Annotated in this window: 16 protein-coding genes; 10 read left to right on the forward strand and 6 right to left on the reverse strand. The window is 69.8% G+C overall.

Annotation, left to right across the window (positions count from 1 at the left end):
* Positions 1-73: 73 nt before the first annotated feature.
* A complete protein-coding gene (locus tag ACSVC7_RS02460) occupies positions 74-658 on the reverse strand; it encodes a J domain-containing protein (protein ID WP_448202759.1) in 585 nt (194 codons plus the stop codon).
* 154 nt (positions 659-812) lie between these two features.
* Here ACSVC7_RS02460 and ACSVC7_RS02465 point away from each other — a divergent pair, with 154 nt between their 5' ends.
* Together ACSVC7_RS02465 and ACSVC7_RS02470 are read left to right on the forward strand one after the other, a co-directional pair.
* Positions 813-1,088 (forward strand): BolA family protein, encoded by a 276-nt coding sequence (locus ACSVC7_RS02465; protein WP_448202758.1) that lies wholly within the window; start codon positions 813-815, stop codon positions 1,086-1,088.
* A gap of 239 nt (positions 1,089-1,327) precedes the next feature.
* Entirely contained in the window at positions 1,328-1,822 is a 495-nt protein-coding gene (locus ACSVC7_RS02470) for a ribbon-helix-helix domain-containing protein (protein ID WP_448202757.1), read from the forward strand.
* 69 nt (positions 1,823-1,891) lie between these two features.
* Here ACSVC7_RS02470 and ACSVC7_RS02475 read toward each other — a convergent pair whose 3' ends face one another.
* The 4 genes from ACSVC7_RS02475 to ACSVC7_RS02490 form a co-directional block, all read right to left on the reverse strand.
* Positions 1,892-2,494: a DUF2889 domain-containing protein gene (locus ACSVC7_RS02475; protein ID WP_448202756.1), complete on the reverse strand. Its 603-nt coding sequence runs from the start codon at positions 2,492-2,494 to the stop codon at positions 1,892-1,894.
* A gap of 122 nt (positions 2,495-2,616) precedes the next feature.
* Complete coding sequence (locus ACSVC7_RS02480; RefSeq protein WP_448202755.1) at positions 2,617-3,087, reverse strand: CBS domain-containing protein; 471 nt, start codon at positions 3,085-3,087, stop codon at positions 2,617-2,619.
* 113 nt (positions 3,088-3,200) lie between these two features.
* The gene (gene aroB / locus ACSVC7_RS02485) at positions 3,201-4,325 is read right to left on the reverse strand and encodes a 3-dehydroquinate synthase (RefSeq protein WP_448202754.1); all 1,125 of its coding nucleotides are present in this window, start codon (positions 4,323-4,325) and stop codon (positions 3,201-3,203) included.
* A gap of 54 nt (positions 4,326-4,379) precedes the next feature.
* Positions 4,380-4,967, reverse strand: coding sequence for a shikimate kinase (locus ACSVC7_RS02490; RefSeq protein ID WP_448202753.1), 588 nt, complete (start codon positions 4,965-4,967; stop codon positions 4,380-4,382).
* Between the two features lie 235 nt (positions 4,968-5,202).
* Between ACSVC7_RS02490 and ACSVC7_RS02495 the strand changes: the two genes are divergently transcribed.
* The 8 genes from ACSVC7_RS02495 (at position 5,203) to ACSVC7_RS02530 (ending at position 12,574) form a co-directional block, all read left to right on the forward strand.
* Complete coding sequence (locus ACSVC7_RS02495) at positions 5,203-5,391, forward strand: hypothetical protein (RefSeq protein WP_448202752.1); 189 nt, start codon at positions 5,203-5,205, stop codon at positions 5,389-5,391.
* Between the two features lie 16 nt (positions 5,392-5,407).
* Complete coding sequence (locus ACSVC7_RS02500) at positions 5,408-7,258, forward strand: hypothetical protein (protein WP_483507928.1); 1,851 nt, start codon at positions 5,408-5,410, stop codon at positions 7,256-7,258.
* Positions 7,255-8,313, forward strand: coding sequence for a site-specific tyrosine recombinase XerD (gene xerD / locus ACSVC7_RS02505; RefSeq protein WP_448202750.1), 1,059 nt, complete (start codon positions 7,255-7,257; stop codon positions 8,311-8,313). Before ACSVC7_RS02500 ends, xerD begins: the two co-directional genes overlap by 4 nt.
* Before the next feature lie 122 nt (positions 8,314-8,435).
* Complete coding sequence (gene aceB / locus ACSVC7_RS02510) at positions 8,436-10,040, forward strand: malate synthase A (RefSeq protein WP_448202749.1); 1,605 nt, start codon at positions 8,436-8,438, stop codon at positions 10,038-10,040.
* Positions 10,041-10,103: 63 nt separating this feature from the next.
* Entirely contained in the window at positions 10,104-10,580 is a 477-nt protein-coding gene (locus ACSVC7_RS02515; protein WP_448202748.1) for a DUF29 domain-containing protein, read from the forward strand.
* Positions 10,581-10,709: 129 nt separating this feature from the next.
* Complete coding sequence (locus ACSVC7_RS02520; RefSeq protein WP_448202747.1) at positions 10,710-11,666, forward strand: acetyl-CoA carboxylase carboxyltransferase subunit alpha; 957 nt, start codon at positions 10,710-10,712, stop codon at positions 11,664-11,666.
* Positions 11,667-11,672: 6 nt separating this feature from the next.
* Positions 11,673-12,203, forward strand: coding sequence for an MAPEG family protein (locus ACSVC7_RS02525; RefSeq protein ID WP_448202746.1), 531 nt, complete (start codon positions 11,673-11,675; stop codon positions 12,201-12,203).
* 107 nt (positions 12,204-12,310) lie between these two features.
* Positions 12,311-12,574, forward strand: coding sequence for a hypothetical protein (locus tag ACSVC7_RS02530; protein ID WP_448202745.1), 264 nt, complete (start codon positions 12,311-12,313; stop codon positions 12,572-12,574).
* A 43-nt stretch (positions 12,575-12,617) separates the two neighbouring features.
* Here the strand turns inward: ACSVC7_RS02530 and ACSVC7_RS02535 are convergent, their stop codons facing one another.
* On the reverse strand, positions 12,618-13,601 hold the full coding sequence (locus ACSVC7_RS02535; RefSeq protein WP_448202744.1) for a magnesium transporter CorA family protein: 984 nt from the start codon (positions 13,599-13,601) through the stop codon (positions 12,618-12,620).

The raw sequence follows: 13,601 nt of genomic DNA on the forward strand, positions 1-13,601 counted from the left end.
GTTCTTGTCGTTCCAGCGAGTGTCTGTGGTCGGGTGCGGCCCGGCCGAACGGATCCGGCCCAACCGTCAGGGTTCATACACCATAGCAGGCTTTTAGAGTGTTGTAGGCCTGATTGATCTCTTTCAACTTTTCCTCGGCGGACTTGTCGCCGCCGTTGGCGTCGGGATGGTGGATTTTCACCAGCTCGCGGTAGCGGGCCTTGATGCGCGGGAAGTCCACCGGCGGGGCAAGATCCAGCACCACCAGCGCCTCCTCCTCCGCGGTGCGGGCGGCCTGGCGGCGCTGCTTCTGCTCCTCCGACGCGCCCTGGCCGGCCTCGCGCCCGAATTCGAAGCTGAAGCCGTGCATGGCGCGGTCGCGCAGGAACTTCTCCTGCACGCCCCAGAAGCCCAGCGGCCAGCTCGGCCGTTGCCAGGTGGTGTCGCGGCGGACCTCCTCCTCGATCTGTTCGGGCTTCATGCCGGCGTAATAGTCCCAGGCGCGGTTGTACTCGCGCACATGGTCCAGGCAGAACCAGTAGTAGTCGTTGAGCTGGCGCCGGCTCTTCGGAGCCCGGTATTCGCCCTCGCCCGCGCAGCCCGGATGGTCGCACGCGCGCGTCGCGGCGCGGGACCGGTCGAAGCTGCTGAAGTCGTATCGGGGACGCTGCTTGCTCATTGTCGAAGTATGGGAAGAGGCACCCACTCTGGCAAGCGCACGCAAGGGGGCGGGTCCCATGACATCGCCCGCCTTGACACAGCCTTGACACAGCCTTGACAGGGGCCGATTCGCGGCCCCACCTCAACGGCGCACACCGACAGGAGAAACCCCCATGGAATACGCCACCCGCATCCGCCAGAAGCTGACCGAGGCGCTGGCGCCGGAGCGCCTGGACGTCGTCGATGAGTCCGGCCGCCACGCCGGCCATGCCGGCTCCCGCCCGGAAGGCGAAACGCATTTCCACGTCACCGTCGTCTCGTCCGCCTTCGCCGGCCGGTCGCGGGTGGAGCGCCAGCGCATGGTCTACGGCCTGCTCGCCCAAGAAATGGCGGAGCGCATCCACGCGCTCGGGCTGACCACGCTGACCCCGGACGAGGCGCGTCAATAAGAAAGGCCGACTAGAAAGCCGGGCCGCCGCCCGCTCGACTGCGAAAAGGGCCAACGGAAAATGCATACATAGGCATGCAACTACTGGGCGTCCTTTTCTGCCAAAGAGCATAGTTCGGATGCGGGCATGGTTGCAATTCTCGCGGTATTTAGTACAGTGCGACACATGCAACCATTTATCGCGCCGTGGCCGACGCACCCCTCGCGCGTCGTCCGGCGGCTTCGTGGAGAGGGCGGCGGATGGCGAAGCGTGGGCCTAAGAAGCGTGTGAACTCCGTGCCCAACATGGGTGTGGAACCGCTGAAGAGCATGAACATCATGGTGGCCGGCCACCGCACCAGCATGCGGCTGGAACCGTCCATGTGGGACGCGCTGGAGGACATCGCGCGGCGCGAGGGGCTCACCGTCAACAAGCTCTGCACCCAGATCAAGGAGCGCATCGACGAGCAGGCGCGCCGCAAGGGCGTGCCCGCCGACGGTGTGGAGGTGACCCTCACCTCCGCCGTGCGGGTGTTCATCGCCGCCTACTTCCGGCGGGCCTGCACGGAGGACGGCCACTCCCGCGCCGGCCACGGCGGTGGCGATCCGTTCGTCGGCACGCCGTTCGAGCTGCCGCAGGACGAACTGGACCAGGGTGCGGGCGAAAGCACCGCTGCCGCAGGCACCCCTCCGGGCTTCCCGACAGGCAAGGTCACGGGGTTCGACGCCGCGCCCCGCGCCGTTTACGAGTCGTAAGACCCATTTCTTCGCCCCTCCCGAACGTCCCGTCCGCTGCGCGGGGGAGTTGGGGAGGGGTCGCGGCCCTCAGTCGGCCGCGTCCGCCGTCTTGTCGGCGTCGCCGGTGTAATGGTCCGGCCAGTGCTTGCGCACCACCTCGCCGTTGCTGTCGAAGATGTGGCAGGTGTTCAGCAGCACCGGGCGCTTGGTGCGCAGCATGTCTTCCTTGCCGCCGATCTTGGCCTTTTCCGCCTGCTCGCGGGCCAGGATCGGGTAGATGGTCTGGAAGGCCGTCGTGGCGATCGGCCCCAGCAGTTCCACCAGATGCGTGCAGCCCTGCACGCCGCCCAGCCGTTCCTTCACCGCGCGGGTCCAGCCGGGGCCGATCTTCAGCCCGATCAGCCGCTGGAAGTTGGGAATGACCGCGCCGCAGGTGCGGTAGGGGCTCTTCTCCGTGACCGCTTCCACGGCGTGAACGGTCAGGTCGTTGTCCACCGTCAGACGCAGCCACATGCCGTGCACGGGGTCGCCGGGCAGGATCTGGCCGCGCTGCTCCGTGTGGAACTCATAGGCCTTCACATCGGTCAGGTGGCCCTCGACGTCCCACAGTCCGTCGGTTCGCCGATAGCCCCGGCAGGTGATTTCCCGGGTGTGGATCGGCTCGCGCTCGGCAGGCTTGGACAGGGGCATGGGGCTCTCTGACGTTTGACGTAACTCGAATGGCTGTGTTGCCACGGCCTACAGGAATATGGGCAGAGGGAATATCGGTGGGGCCAGCGTTCAGGTCAAGCCGGCCCCACCGCATTGCAGCATTACGGAGCCGCGCTGGCGGAGTAGTTCGATCCGAAGATGAAGGCTTCGCGGTCGCGAATCTCGTCCTCCAGATGCGCGCGCACCACGGCGAACAGGTCGCGAATCGAGACGATGCCCAGCACCTCGCCGCCGGCCTCACCGCCCGCGGTGACCGGCAGGTGGCGGTAGTGGTGGCGCTCCATCAGCTCCAGCGCGTCGATGGCGCGGGCGTCCGGCCCCAGCGTGTCGGGGTTGGGGGTCATCACGTCGGAGAGGCGCGTCGTGGCCGCGTCGCGCCCCGCCGCCACGACGCGGGACGCAAGATCGCGTTCGGTGAAGATGCCCTTCAGCGCCCGGCCCTCGGTGACCAGAACGGCGGCGACCCGGCGCTCCGCCATCATCACGGCGGCGTCGCAGGCGTTGGCGTCCGGCGGCAGGGTGACCAGCCGCTGGTCCTTGATGACATCCGGCATCAGCTTGCGGTTCGGCATGTCCTTCCTCCCTCTTTCGGTCGGCGACCCGGGGTCGATTATGCCCGAATCGAGACGATGTGGAATTCTGACAGTTTGCCTCCCGAACGGTCAAGGCCGGAGGTTGTGGATCTTTAGCAGGATACAGCGTCCTCCAGCAGGGCGCGCACCTCCGCCGGATCGACGTCGCGCAGCGTGAAGGCGTTGCCCAGCCCGCGCACCAGGACGAAGGTGATTCGACCGTCCTTCACCTTCTTGTCCTTGGCCATGGACAGGATCAGCTCGTCCACGTCCCACTCCATGCCCGCCACGTCGGTCGGTCGGACCGGCAGGCCGACCCCGGCCAGATGCCGGCGCGCCCGCTCCGCGTCCGCCGCCGGGCAGAGCCCCAGCCGCACCGACAGGTCGAAGGCCAGCACCATGCCGATGGACACCGCCTCGCCATGCAGAAGGCGCGACCCGAAGCCGGTCGCCGCCTCCAGCGCGTGGCCGAAGGTGTGGCCCAGGTTCAGCAGCGCGCGGTCGCCGCTCTCCCGCTCGTCCACGCCGACGATGTCGGCCTTGGCGCGGCAGCTGGTGGTGACCGCGTGGCGGCGGGCGTCGCTGTCACCCTCGACCACGCGTGCGCCGTTCTGCTCCAGCCATGTGAAGAAGTCGGGCAGGCGAATCAGGCCGTACTTCACCACCTCGGCGTAGCCGGCCAGCACCTCGCGCTTGGGCAGGGTGTCGAGCGTGGCGGTGTCGGCGACGACCAGCCGGGGCTGGTGGAAGGCGCCGATCAGATTCTTTCCATGGCGGCTGTTGATGCCGGTCTTGCCGCCGACGGAGCTGTCCACCTGGGACAGCAGCGTGGTCGGCACCTGGATGAAGTCGATGCCGCGCAGCGCCGACGCCGCGGCGAAGCCGGTGATGTCGCCGATCACCCCGCCGCCCAGCGCCAGCAGCACGGCCGACCGCTCGATCCCGCGTTCCAGGACGGCGTCCATCAGCCGCTCGAAATGGGCGAAGTCCTTGGTCTTCTCGCCGGCGGGCAGGACGATGGCCTGGGTCGGCTCGATCCCGGCGCCGCGCAGGGCCGCTTCCAGCGTGGACAGGTGCAGCGGGGCGACGTTCTCGTCGGTGACGACGATGGGCGCCTTGCCCTTGGTGACGGCGGCGATCCGCGCGCCCGAGTCGGCCAGCACGCCGTCGCCGACCAGGATGTCGTAGCTGCGGGGACCGAGGTCGAGGCGGACGGTGTCGGTGACGGTGGCGGTCATGGCGGACTCTCGATCAGGCGTAAAGGGCGGGGCGTGGATGGACGAAAGCGCGGGTCAGCGGTGGTGGGCGGCGTGGGGCAGGGCGATGCCGAAATGCGCCTCCAGCGCCTCGATCACCAGCTCCACGGTCGTTTCCGGCGGGCGCTCGTCGCTGATGACGGTCAGGTCGGCCTCGGCGTAGACGGGGTAGCGGGCGGTCATCAGCCGCTGCAGGATTTCCTTCGGGTCGCCCGAGTTCAACAGCGGGCGGTGGGTGCGCCGCGCCGTGCGGGCCAGCAGCACGTCCAACTCCGCGCGCAGCCACACCGACAGGCCGTGCGCGCGGATCATCGCGCGCGTCTCCGGGTCCATGAAGGCGCCGCCGCCCGTCGCCAGGATGTGCACCGGCTGTTCCGTCAACAGGCGGGCGATGATCCTGCGCTCCACCGACCGGAACACCGCCTCGCCGTCGCGGGCGAAGATTTCCGCGATGGTGCAGCCGGCGGCGGCTTCGATCTCCGTGTCGGCATCGACGAAGGGCAGGTGCAGCCGCGAGGCCAGCCGCCGCCCGATGGCGCTCTTGCCGGCGCCCATCAGCCCGACCAGCACGACGGTCTTCGGCAGGGTGTGCTGGGGCGGCTGGGTGGAAGGGCGGGCGGTCATGACGGTGCTAAATCCCCTGGTGACAAATGCGATGACGAATGCGATTCGAGCGACGCCCGAGGCCGGCCGGCGTCCGAATCCGGATGTTCCGCAAGACCGCGTGTTGCGCGGCACGCTGCCCTGCGGCTAAAGTGGTACACCCTGCGGTCATCGGCCATCGGGCCGGCGGCGCGGACGCGTGTGCGATGCTTTAGCATGAAGCGCATCCTTGTCCCAAGCCGCACGGACGCAGACCGTGATACAGCGCCGCCGTTCCTTCCACAGAAACACGTCTCCGATCACCATGAGCCGGGTCATTTCCGTTCTTGTCGTCCTGCTTCTGCTCGTCATCGGCGGTGGCATGGCGTTCCTCGCGTCCTGGGACATGCCGGCACCGTCGAAGACGGTGGAAAAGGTCATACCGGATGAGCGGTTCCCCCGCTGACGCCGGGATAGCTTCCGTGCGCCTGCGCCGGCTCGCCGCCCGAACCTTCGTCGCGGCCGCCGGCGCATTCGCCGTTTCCACTGTCTTCTCCGCCGTGGCGCAGGATTACCGCGTCGGCCCGCCGATCCGGCTGGTGCCGTCCCCTGCGCCTGCGCCCGCTCCTCCCGCCCCCGCTCCTCCCACCTCCGCTCTGGGCGGCAAGGCGCCGGAGCCGGTGCCCGCGCCGCCCGTCGCTCCGCCGCCCTCCTTCGAGGTGGTGCCGCGGGTGGCGCCACCGTCCCCCGTGCAAGTGGAGACGCTGGGGCCGCTCGACCCCGATGGGGCCGGCCCGCTGACGGGGACCGCCGGGCTGGGCGCCGACCCTTGGAAAGGGTTGCCGCGCGCGGCCCTGCTGCGCCTGCTGCCGGAACTGCCGGTCGCCACCCCGTCGCCCGCCGCCAAGGCGTTGCAGCGCCGCCTGCTGCTCAGCCGGGGCTCGCCCCAGGCCGCCCCCGACGAGCCGCCTCCGCCGCGCCGCTTCGGCGCCCTGCGGGTGGAGAAGCTGGCCGCCATGGGCGACTCGCGCGGGGCCGCCGAGCTGGCCTCTCTTCTGCCCGACGGCTTGACCGACGAGGCCGCCGCCCGCGCCCTGACCGACGCGCAGCTCCTCGCCGGCCCGCCCGATTGCGCGGCCCTGATGGACCGTTCCAAGCGATTCGGCGGCGCCTACTGGCAGCGGGTGGAGCTGTTCTGCCGCCTGCGCGCCCGCGACGGCGGCGCCGTGGACCTCGCGCTTGACATGCTGCGGGAGCAGCCGGGCGAAGACCGCGCCTTTCCGGCCCTGGCCGAGGCGATGGCCGGCGGCCCGGCGCCTCGCTTGCTCAGCCTGAAGGACCCCGGCGCCCTGACGCTGGCCGCGTTGCGCGCGCTCCAGACCGGCGCGCCGCCCGATTCGCTGAGCCTCACCGACCCGGCGCGGCTGGCCGCCATCGCCGCCAACCCGGCGACCGACCCCGCGACCCGCGTGACCGCCGCCGAGCGCGCGGCGGCCGCCCTGTTCCTCGACGCCCGCCAGCTGGCCGAGGCTTACCGCGCCGTGCCCGCCAAGGGGGACGAGCTGCTGCGGCTGAAGGACGTGGCCGGGCGCGATCGCTCCGCCCGCAGCCGCGCCCTGGTGCAGCAGGCCTTCCTCGCCACCATGGCCGGCGACCGGCGGGTGGAGCTGGCCCGTCTCGCCGTCGATCTGGTCGATGCGCCGCTTCTGGCCGGCCCGGTGGGGGCAGCCGCCGCCGGTCTGCTCGACACCGTGTCGCCGACCCCGGACGCCGCCGCGCTGGCCCCCGCCGCCGCGCGCCTCTGTTTCGCGCTGGGCCGCATCGACGCGGCGAGGCGCTGGCACGACCTCGCCCTGCGCGGCCGTCCGACCGCCGAGGTGGCGCGGCTGTGGCCGCTGTCGGTGATCGCCGGGGGCTCGCCGCCGGGCGGTGGCGCGCTCGCCCTCACCGGCTGGCTGGACGAGGCGCTGCGCGGGGCCGACTCGACGGCCAAGGCGCGTGTGGCCGGGCAGCTCGCCCTGCTCCAGGCGGTCGGAGTCGCCGTGCCGGAGGAGGCGTGGCTGCGTGCCGCCGATGGTGCCGAATCGTCCTCCGGCCCCATGCCCCCGAATATGCCCGCCAACCCCGCGCTTTGGGAGCGGCTGGGCGCGGCCTCCGCCGCCGGCCGGGTGGGCGAGACGGTTCTGACCGCGCTGCTGCTGATGGGGGAAGGCGGTCCGGCCGCCACCTCGCCCGTCGTGGTCGCCCGTGTCGTGGCGAGCCTGCGCGCCGTCGGGCTGGACGACGATGCCCGCGCCATCGCCCGCGAAGCCGCCGCGGCCCTGGCAGGATGACCCGAATGCCCAAAAATAAGACGGCCAACACGCCGGTCAGGAGCGGGCCGGCCAAGGCCCAGACGAAGCGGCGCGGGCGCCCCTGCAAGCCGCGCCCGGTCAACGCCTCCCCGCACCTGGACGCCTTCCTCGACATGCTGACGGCGGAGCGCGGGGCCGCGCTGAACACCCGCATGGCCTACGAGCGCGACCTCACCGACCTTGGCCTCTGGCTAGCCCAGCGCGGCGTGTCGCTGGAAACGGCCAACACCGAGGATCTGCGCGGCTATCTGGAATACCAGCATGTCGCGGGCGGGAATGGCGACGGCCAGAAGCCGGCCCCCCGCACGCTGGCGCGCCGCCTGTCGGCCATGCGCCAGTTCTACCGCTTCCTGGTGTCGGAGGGGCGGCGCAAGGACGACCCGGCCTCCGCCCTCGACAGTCCCAAGCAGGGGCGCCCGCTGCCCAAGATCCTGACCGAGACCGAAGTCTCCGCGATGATCACCACCGCCCAGACACGCGGCGGGCCGGAGGGGCTACGGCTGGTGGCGCTGCTGGAGGTGCTCTACGCCACCGGCCTGCGCGTGTCGGAGCTGGTCGGCCTGCCCATGGGCGCCATGCTGCGCGACGGGCGCGGCCTGATCGTGCGCGGCAAAGGCGGGAAGGAGCGCATGGTCCCCCTGTCGGAACCGGCCTCCGCCGCGCTGGCCGCCTATCTGCCCTGGCGCACCCACTTCATCCTGGCCGGGCGCGAGAACGGGCCGGTCGCCTTCATGTTCCCCTCGCGCAGCTCCACCAACGGGCACCTGACCCGCCAGCGCTTCGCCCAGCTGTTGAAGGAGCTGGCCATCGAATCGGGCATCGACCCGGAGAAGGTCAGCCCCCACGTCCTGCGCCACGCCTTCGCCACGCATCTGCTGGACCACGGCGCCGACCTGCGCAGCGTCCAGAAGATGCTGGGCCACGCCGACATTGCCACCACGCAGATCTACACGCATGTGGTGACGGAACGGCTGAAACAGGTCGTCCACGAGCATCACCCTCTGGCCCGGCGGAAAACCGTTCGTTCACAATAGATTTGCGGTCCCCCCTGCGGCGACCCGTCCCGCCGATGCGGCTTTGGCCCCAACCCGGCCTGTGATATAGCCGTGATCCAAGGAGAGTTGCGCACGCAGCGCGCGAAAGCAGGGGAAACCGCATGGGCACGACCATTTCCGGGCTTGAGATCCTGGGTCCGATCAAGCCGGGCTTCGACGAGATCCTGACGCCGGACGCTCTGGCCTTCGTGGCGGAGCTGGAAGGCCGCTTCGGGTCGGAGCGCCTGCGGCTGCTGGACGTGCGCGCCAAGCGCCAGGCCCTGCTGGACGGCGGGCACAAGCCCGACTTCCTGCCGGAGACCAAGGCGGTCCGCGCGGCCGACTGGACCATCGCGCCCCTGCCGCACGACCTGCTCGACCGCCGGGTGGAGATCACCGGGCCGGTCGACCGCAAGATGATCATCAACGCGCTGAACTCCGGCGCGAAGCTGTTCATGGCGGATTTCGAGGATTCCAACTGCCCGACCTGGGCCAATGTGATCGACGGGCAGATCAACCTGCGCGACGCCGTGCGCCGCACGATCTCCTTCGACGACCCGGCGTCGGGGAAGAAGTACCGGCTGAACGACAAGACCGCCGTGCTGAAGGTGCGCCCGCGCGGCTGGCACCTGGAGGAAAAGCACGTCCTGCTGGACGGGGAGCCGATCTCCGGCGCGCTGTTCGACTTCGCCCTCTACGCCTTCCACAACGCGAAGGAGCTGCTGGCGCGCGGCTCCGGCCCCTATTTCTACCTGCCGAAGCTGGAAAGCCATTTCGAGGCGCGGCTGTGGAACGAGGTGTTCACGCTGGCCGAGGACTATCTGAAGATCCCGCACGGCTCCATCAAGGCGACCGTGCTGATCGAGACGATTCTCGCCGCCTTCGAGATGGACGAGATCCTCTACGAGCTGCGGGACCATTCCGCCGGCCTGAACTGCGGGCGCTGGGACTACATCTTCAGCTTCATCAAGAAGTTCCGCAACGACCCCGCCGCCGTCCTGCCGGACCGGGCGGAGGTCACCATGGCGACCCATTTCCTCCAGTCCTACAGCCTGCTCGCCATCAAGACCTGCCACCGGCGCGGCGCCCCGGCCATCGGCGGCATGGCGGCCTACATCCCCGTGAAGGACGACCCGTCGGCCAACGAGACCGCCTTTTCCAAGGTCCGCGCCGACAAGGAGCGGGAGGTGTCCAACGGCCATGACGGCACCTGGGTGGCCCATCCCGGCCTCGTCCCCGTGGCGCAGGAGGTGTTCGACACCTACATGCCCACCCCCAACCAGATCGACCGCAAGCGCGCCGACGTGACCGTCGCCGCCGCCGACCTGCTCCAGGTGCCCGAAGGGCCGAAGACGGAGAAAGGGCTGCGCAACAACGTCGCGGTGGGCATCGGCTACATCGAGGCGTGGCTGCGCGGCATCGGCTGCGTGCCGCTGTTCAACCTGATGGAGGACGCCGCCACGGCGGAGATCAGCCGCACCCAGGTCTGGCAGTGGGTCCACCACGGTGCCGCGCTCGACGACGGCCGCGCCGTCACCATGGAACTGGTGGACGACATCATCGCGGAGGAGCTGGCCGCCTGGAAGACCCGCGTGGGGGCGGCCAAGTTCGAGGTGGGCCTCTACGAGGAAGCCGCCGTGATGTTCCGCGACCTCGTGGAGCGCAAGGACTTCGTCGATTTCCTGACCCTGCCGGCCTACGACCACATCGTGGCCCAGGGGGTGTGACCGGGGCTTCCTTGGGCGGCCGTTACGCCGTAACCATATCCTGCTGAGACCAGGAGGCTGGACATGGGACGCAACGCCGCCGCCTACGAGGAAGACTTCTTCGGCTGGACGCAGGAGCAGGCCGGGCTTCTGCGCGCCGGCAAGCTGTCGGAAGTCGACGTGGAAAACCTCGCCGAGGAGATCGAGAGCATGGGCCGCAGCGAGGCGGACCGGCTGCGGAGCTGCCTGCGCCTGATCCTGCTGCATCTGCTGAAATGGCGGGAGCAGCCGGAGCGCCGGTCCAAGAGCTGGCGCAACACCATCCAGCGCGAACGCGACAACGCGGCCCTTGTTCTGGAGGACAACCCCAGCCTGGCGCCGAAGCTGCCGGCCCTGTTCGACAAGGCCTACCAGCTTGCCCGCCGCGAGGCCGCCCGCGAAACTGACCTGCCGCTGGACCGGTTTCCCGAAGAATGCCCCTTTCCCCTCGACCAGACCCTCGATCCAGACTTCCCGGACGGGTTGGAGGACGGCTGGCGTCGCGACCGGCGGCCGGGCTGAGGCGGTCGCTCACGACCGTCTCGGGATTTTGTTCGCGATAACCTGTGGCGTTGCCGCGCCGGGCCGTGCTACCAAGGCCGGTCCGCGGCCTCCGCGCCCTTTCTTTTCCGGTCCCGTGATCCTTCCGGCATGCAAACCTTCCTGGAATTCGAAAAGCCGATCGCCGAGCTTGAAGGCAAGATCGAGGAACTGCGCCACCTGACCAACGCCGGCGATATCAACATCGCCGACGAGGTCTCGAAACTGCAGACCAAGGTCGACAAGCTCCTGCGGCAGACCTACGCCAAGCTCACCCCCGCGCAGAAGGTGCAGGTGGCGCGCCATCCGAACCGGCCGCACTGCCTGGACTATGTGAACGGGCTGATCGAGGACTTCACGCCGCTGGCCGGCGACCGCGCCTTCGCCGAGGACCGTGCGGTCATCGGCGGCCTGGGCCGGTTCCGCGGCCGGTCGGTCGTGGTCATCGGCCAGGAGAAGGGGCACGACACCGAAACGCGCGTGCGCCACAACTTCGGCATGGCCAAGCCCGAGGGCTACCGCAAGGCGCAACGCCTGATGGACCTCGCCGACCGCTTCAAGCTGCCGGTCGTCTCGCTGGTCGACACCGCCGGCGCCTTCCCCGGCGTCCAGGCGGAAGAGCGTGGGCAGGCCGAGGCCATCGCCAAGAGCATCGAGCGCTGCCTGCGCCTGACCGTGCCCATGGTGGCCGCGGTGATCGGCGAGGGCGGCTCGGGCGGCGCCATCGCCATCGCGACCGCCGACCGGGTGCTGATGCTGGAGCACGCCATCTACTCCGTCATCTCGCCGGAAGGCTGCGCCTCGATCCTGTGGCGCAACCCCGACATGGCGGGGGAGGCGGCCATCGCGCTGCGCCTCATCAGCCAGGACCTCAAGGAACTCGGCGTCATCGACCGGGTGGTGAGCGAGCCCATCGGCGGCGCCCACCGCGATCCGGCCGAGATCGTCAAGGCGCTGGGCGACGCCATCGAGGAGTCGCTGGGCGAGCTGGACGGGCTGGACGGCGCCGCGCTGCGCGCCCAGCGCCGCCAGAAGTTCCTCGACATGGGCCAGAAGGGCCTGGGCTAAGACGCCATGGCCGCCGCCGGAACGAAGCCCCGTCTTCTGCGTCTGGCGGCAGCCATCAACCTGTCGGCGGCGGTGGTCACGCTGCTTCTGCTGTGGCTGCTGTCGTCCCTGGTCGCGCCGCCGGAGGGCATCTCCAACCCCGGCGCGCGCATGGCCTTCTGGGCGCGTCTGGCGGTGTGGCCGGCGCTCCTGCTGTTCGCGACGGTGGGCGGGGTGCTGGTCGCCCGTGCCCGGTCCGCCGCCCTTAACCCCATCGACGATCCCGAGTCGCGCCTCTACCGCATCAGCCAGCGCGTGCTGAGCAACACGGTGGAACAGACGCTGGTCTTCCTGCCGGCGCTCGCCGCCCTCGTGGCCCAGATCCCGCTGCCCAACCTCGGCGTTCCGGTGCTGGCGACGGTGCTGTTCGTCGCGGGGCGCCTGCTGTTCTGGGCCGGCTATCTCGTCCATCCCTATGCCCGCTCGCCGGGCATGGCGATGACCCTCACGGTCAATCTGGTGGTGCTGGGCTGGGCGGTCCTGCTCGCCCTGCTGTGAACGAGGCGGTTGTCACAGCGGGCCGGTTGTGGAACATTACCGAAAAGCGTACGATTGCGCGTCGTATTTGACACGCATTCGATTCTTCGGTGTCCGGAGCTCCCGCGATGTTCCTGTCCAACTGGCCCTCCCTCGCCCAAATCGCGATTTCCGCCTTCCTGCTGCTGACGGCGGTGTTGGAACTGTTCGACACCATGCTGGAGGACATGATCGGGATGGAGATCACGACCGCCCACGGCCTGTTCGTCTTCGCGATCGCCAAGATCCTGAAGGAATGGCTGGAGGTGCGGGAAAAGCTCTCCCAAACGCGGGAGAAGCTGCACATCGTCCGCGAGCGCGCCGAGACGGCGGCCGAGTCCCACGCCGGCTGAGCCCCCCTCCCCGTCGCTACCCTGTTCGGAGCGCCGTGACGGGCTACAGCCAGCGGCGGGTCCGGAAGTAGAGCATCGGCACCACCGCCGACAGCACCATCAGCAGAATCGCCATCGGGTAGCCCCACTCCCAGGCCTTTTCCGGCATGTCGGTGAAATTCATGCCGTAGACGGTGGCGACCAGCGTCGGCGGGAATAGCGCGACCGTCAGCATCGAGACGATCTTCACGATTTCGTTCTGCTCGACGTTGATCTGGCCCAGCGTGGTGTCCAGCAGCAGCCCGACCTTGCCCGACAGGAAGCGGGAATATTCGTCCAGCCCGGTGACGTCCTGCAGGGCGGCGCGCGCCCAGCGCCGCGTAGGCTTGGCCGGCGTCCAGCCCTCGCCCCGCGCCAGGAAGGTCAGCATGCGGTCCAGGCTCGACAGGCTGACATGGGCTTTGGCGACCAGATGGCCGGTGTGGCCGATGCGCTTCAGCGTGCGCGTGTCGTCCCGGTTCTCGCCGCGTGACCGCAGGGTGCGGCCGCGGAAGGCGCGGCTGCTCATGGTGTCCAGCTCCAGTCCGACGCGGCGCAGAACGCCGGCCGTGCGCTCCACCATCGCGTCCACCAGCGCCGACAGCACCGCCTCGCCCGTCGCGGCGGTGTGACCGCTGTGCGTCACGCGGCGGCGGAAGGCCAGGAAGGGCTGAGGGTCGGCGGGATGGATGGTGGCGAGGCGCCCGCGGGCCAGCACGAAGCTGACCGGAACGATCTTGGGCTGGTCGGTGTCCGCCCACACCAGCGCCATGACGGTCATGTGCACAGCGCCGGGGGTGATGCGCAGGCGGCTCGATTCCTCGATCTCCGCCATCTGCTCGCGCGTCGGCAGGGGCACGCCCATCAGCGCCTCGGCGCGGGCCAGCTCCTCCGGCGTGGGGTTCAGCAGGTCGAGCCAGACGGTCTCCACCGGCAGGGGCGTGCGGCCGCCCTCCGCGTCCTTGACCCAGTGCAGGGTTCCGCCGTCGACGGCGAAGGCGTGCAGCAT

Source organism: Azospirillum mesophilum, assembly GCF_053470405.2.

Excerpts from the sequence above, each read along its gene's own strand:
- ACSVC7_RS02460 (WP_448202759.1), bottom strand. The coding sequence starts at position 658 with ATGAGCAAGCAGCGTCCCCGATACGACTTCAGCAGCTTCGACCGGTCC.
- ACSVC7_RS02465 (WP_448202758.1), top strand. The coding sequence starts at position 813 with ATGGAATACGCCACCCGCATCCGCCAGAAGCTGACCGAGGCGCTGGCG.
- ACSVC7_RS02470 (WP_448202757.1), top strand. The coding sequence starts at position 1,328 with ATGGCGAAGCGTGGGCCTAAGAAGCGTGTGAACTCCGTGCCCAACATG.
- ACSVC7_RS02475 (WP_448202756.1), bottom strand. The coding sequence starts at position 2,494 with ATGCCCCTGTCCAAGCCTGCCGAGCGCGAGCCGATCCACACCCGGGAA.
- ACSVC7_RS02480 (WP_448202755.1), bottom strand. The coding sequence starts at position 3,087 with ATGCCGAACCGCAAGCTGATGCCGGATGTCATCAAGGACCAGCGGCTG.
- aroB (WP_448202754.1), bottom strand. The coding sequence starts at position 4,325 with ATGACCGCCACCGTCACCGACACCGTCCGCCTCGACCTCGGTCCCCGC.
- ACSVC7_RS02490 (WP_448202753.1), bottom strand. The coding sequence starts at position 4,967 with ATGACCGCCCGCCCTTCCACCCAGCCGCCCCAGCACACCCTGCCGAAG.
- xerD (WP_448202750.1), top strand. The coding sequence starts at position 7,255 with ATGACCCGAATGCCCAAAAATAAGACGGCCAACACGCCGGTCAGGAGC.
- aceB (WP_448202749.1), top strand. The coding sequence starts at position 8,436 with ATGGGCACGACCATTTCCGGGCTTGAGATCCTGGGTCCGATCAAGCCG.
- ACSVC7_RS02515 (WP_448202748.1), top strand. The coding sequence starts at position 10,104 with ATGGGACGCAACGCCGCCGCCTACGAGGAAGACTTCTTCGGCTGGACG.
- ACSVC7_RS02520 (WP_448202747.1), top strand. The coding sequence starts at position 10,710 with ATGCAAACCTTCCTGGAATTCGAAAAGCCGATCGCCGAGCTTGAAGGC.
- ACSVC7_RS02525 (WP_448202746.1), top strand. The coding sequence starts at position 11,673 with ATGGCCGCCGCCGGAACGAAGCCCCGTCTTCTGCGTCTGGCGGCAGCC.
- ACSVC7_RS02530 (WP_448202745.1), top strand. The coding sequence starts at position 12,311 with ATGTTCCTGTCCAACTGGCCCTCCCTCGCCCAAATCGCGATTTCCGCC.
- ACSVC7_RS02535 (WP_448202744.1), bottom strand. The coding sequence starts at position 13,601 with ATGCTGCACGCCTTCGCCGTCGACGGCGGAACCCTGCACTGGGTCAAG.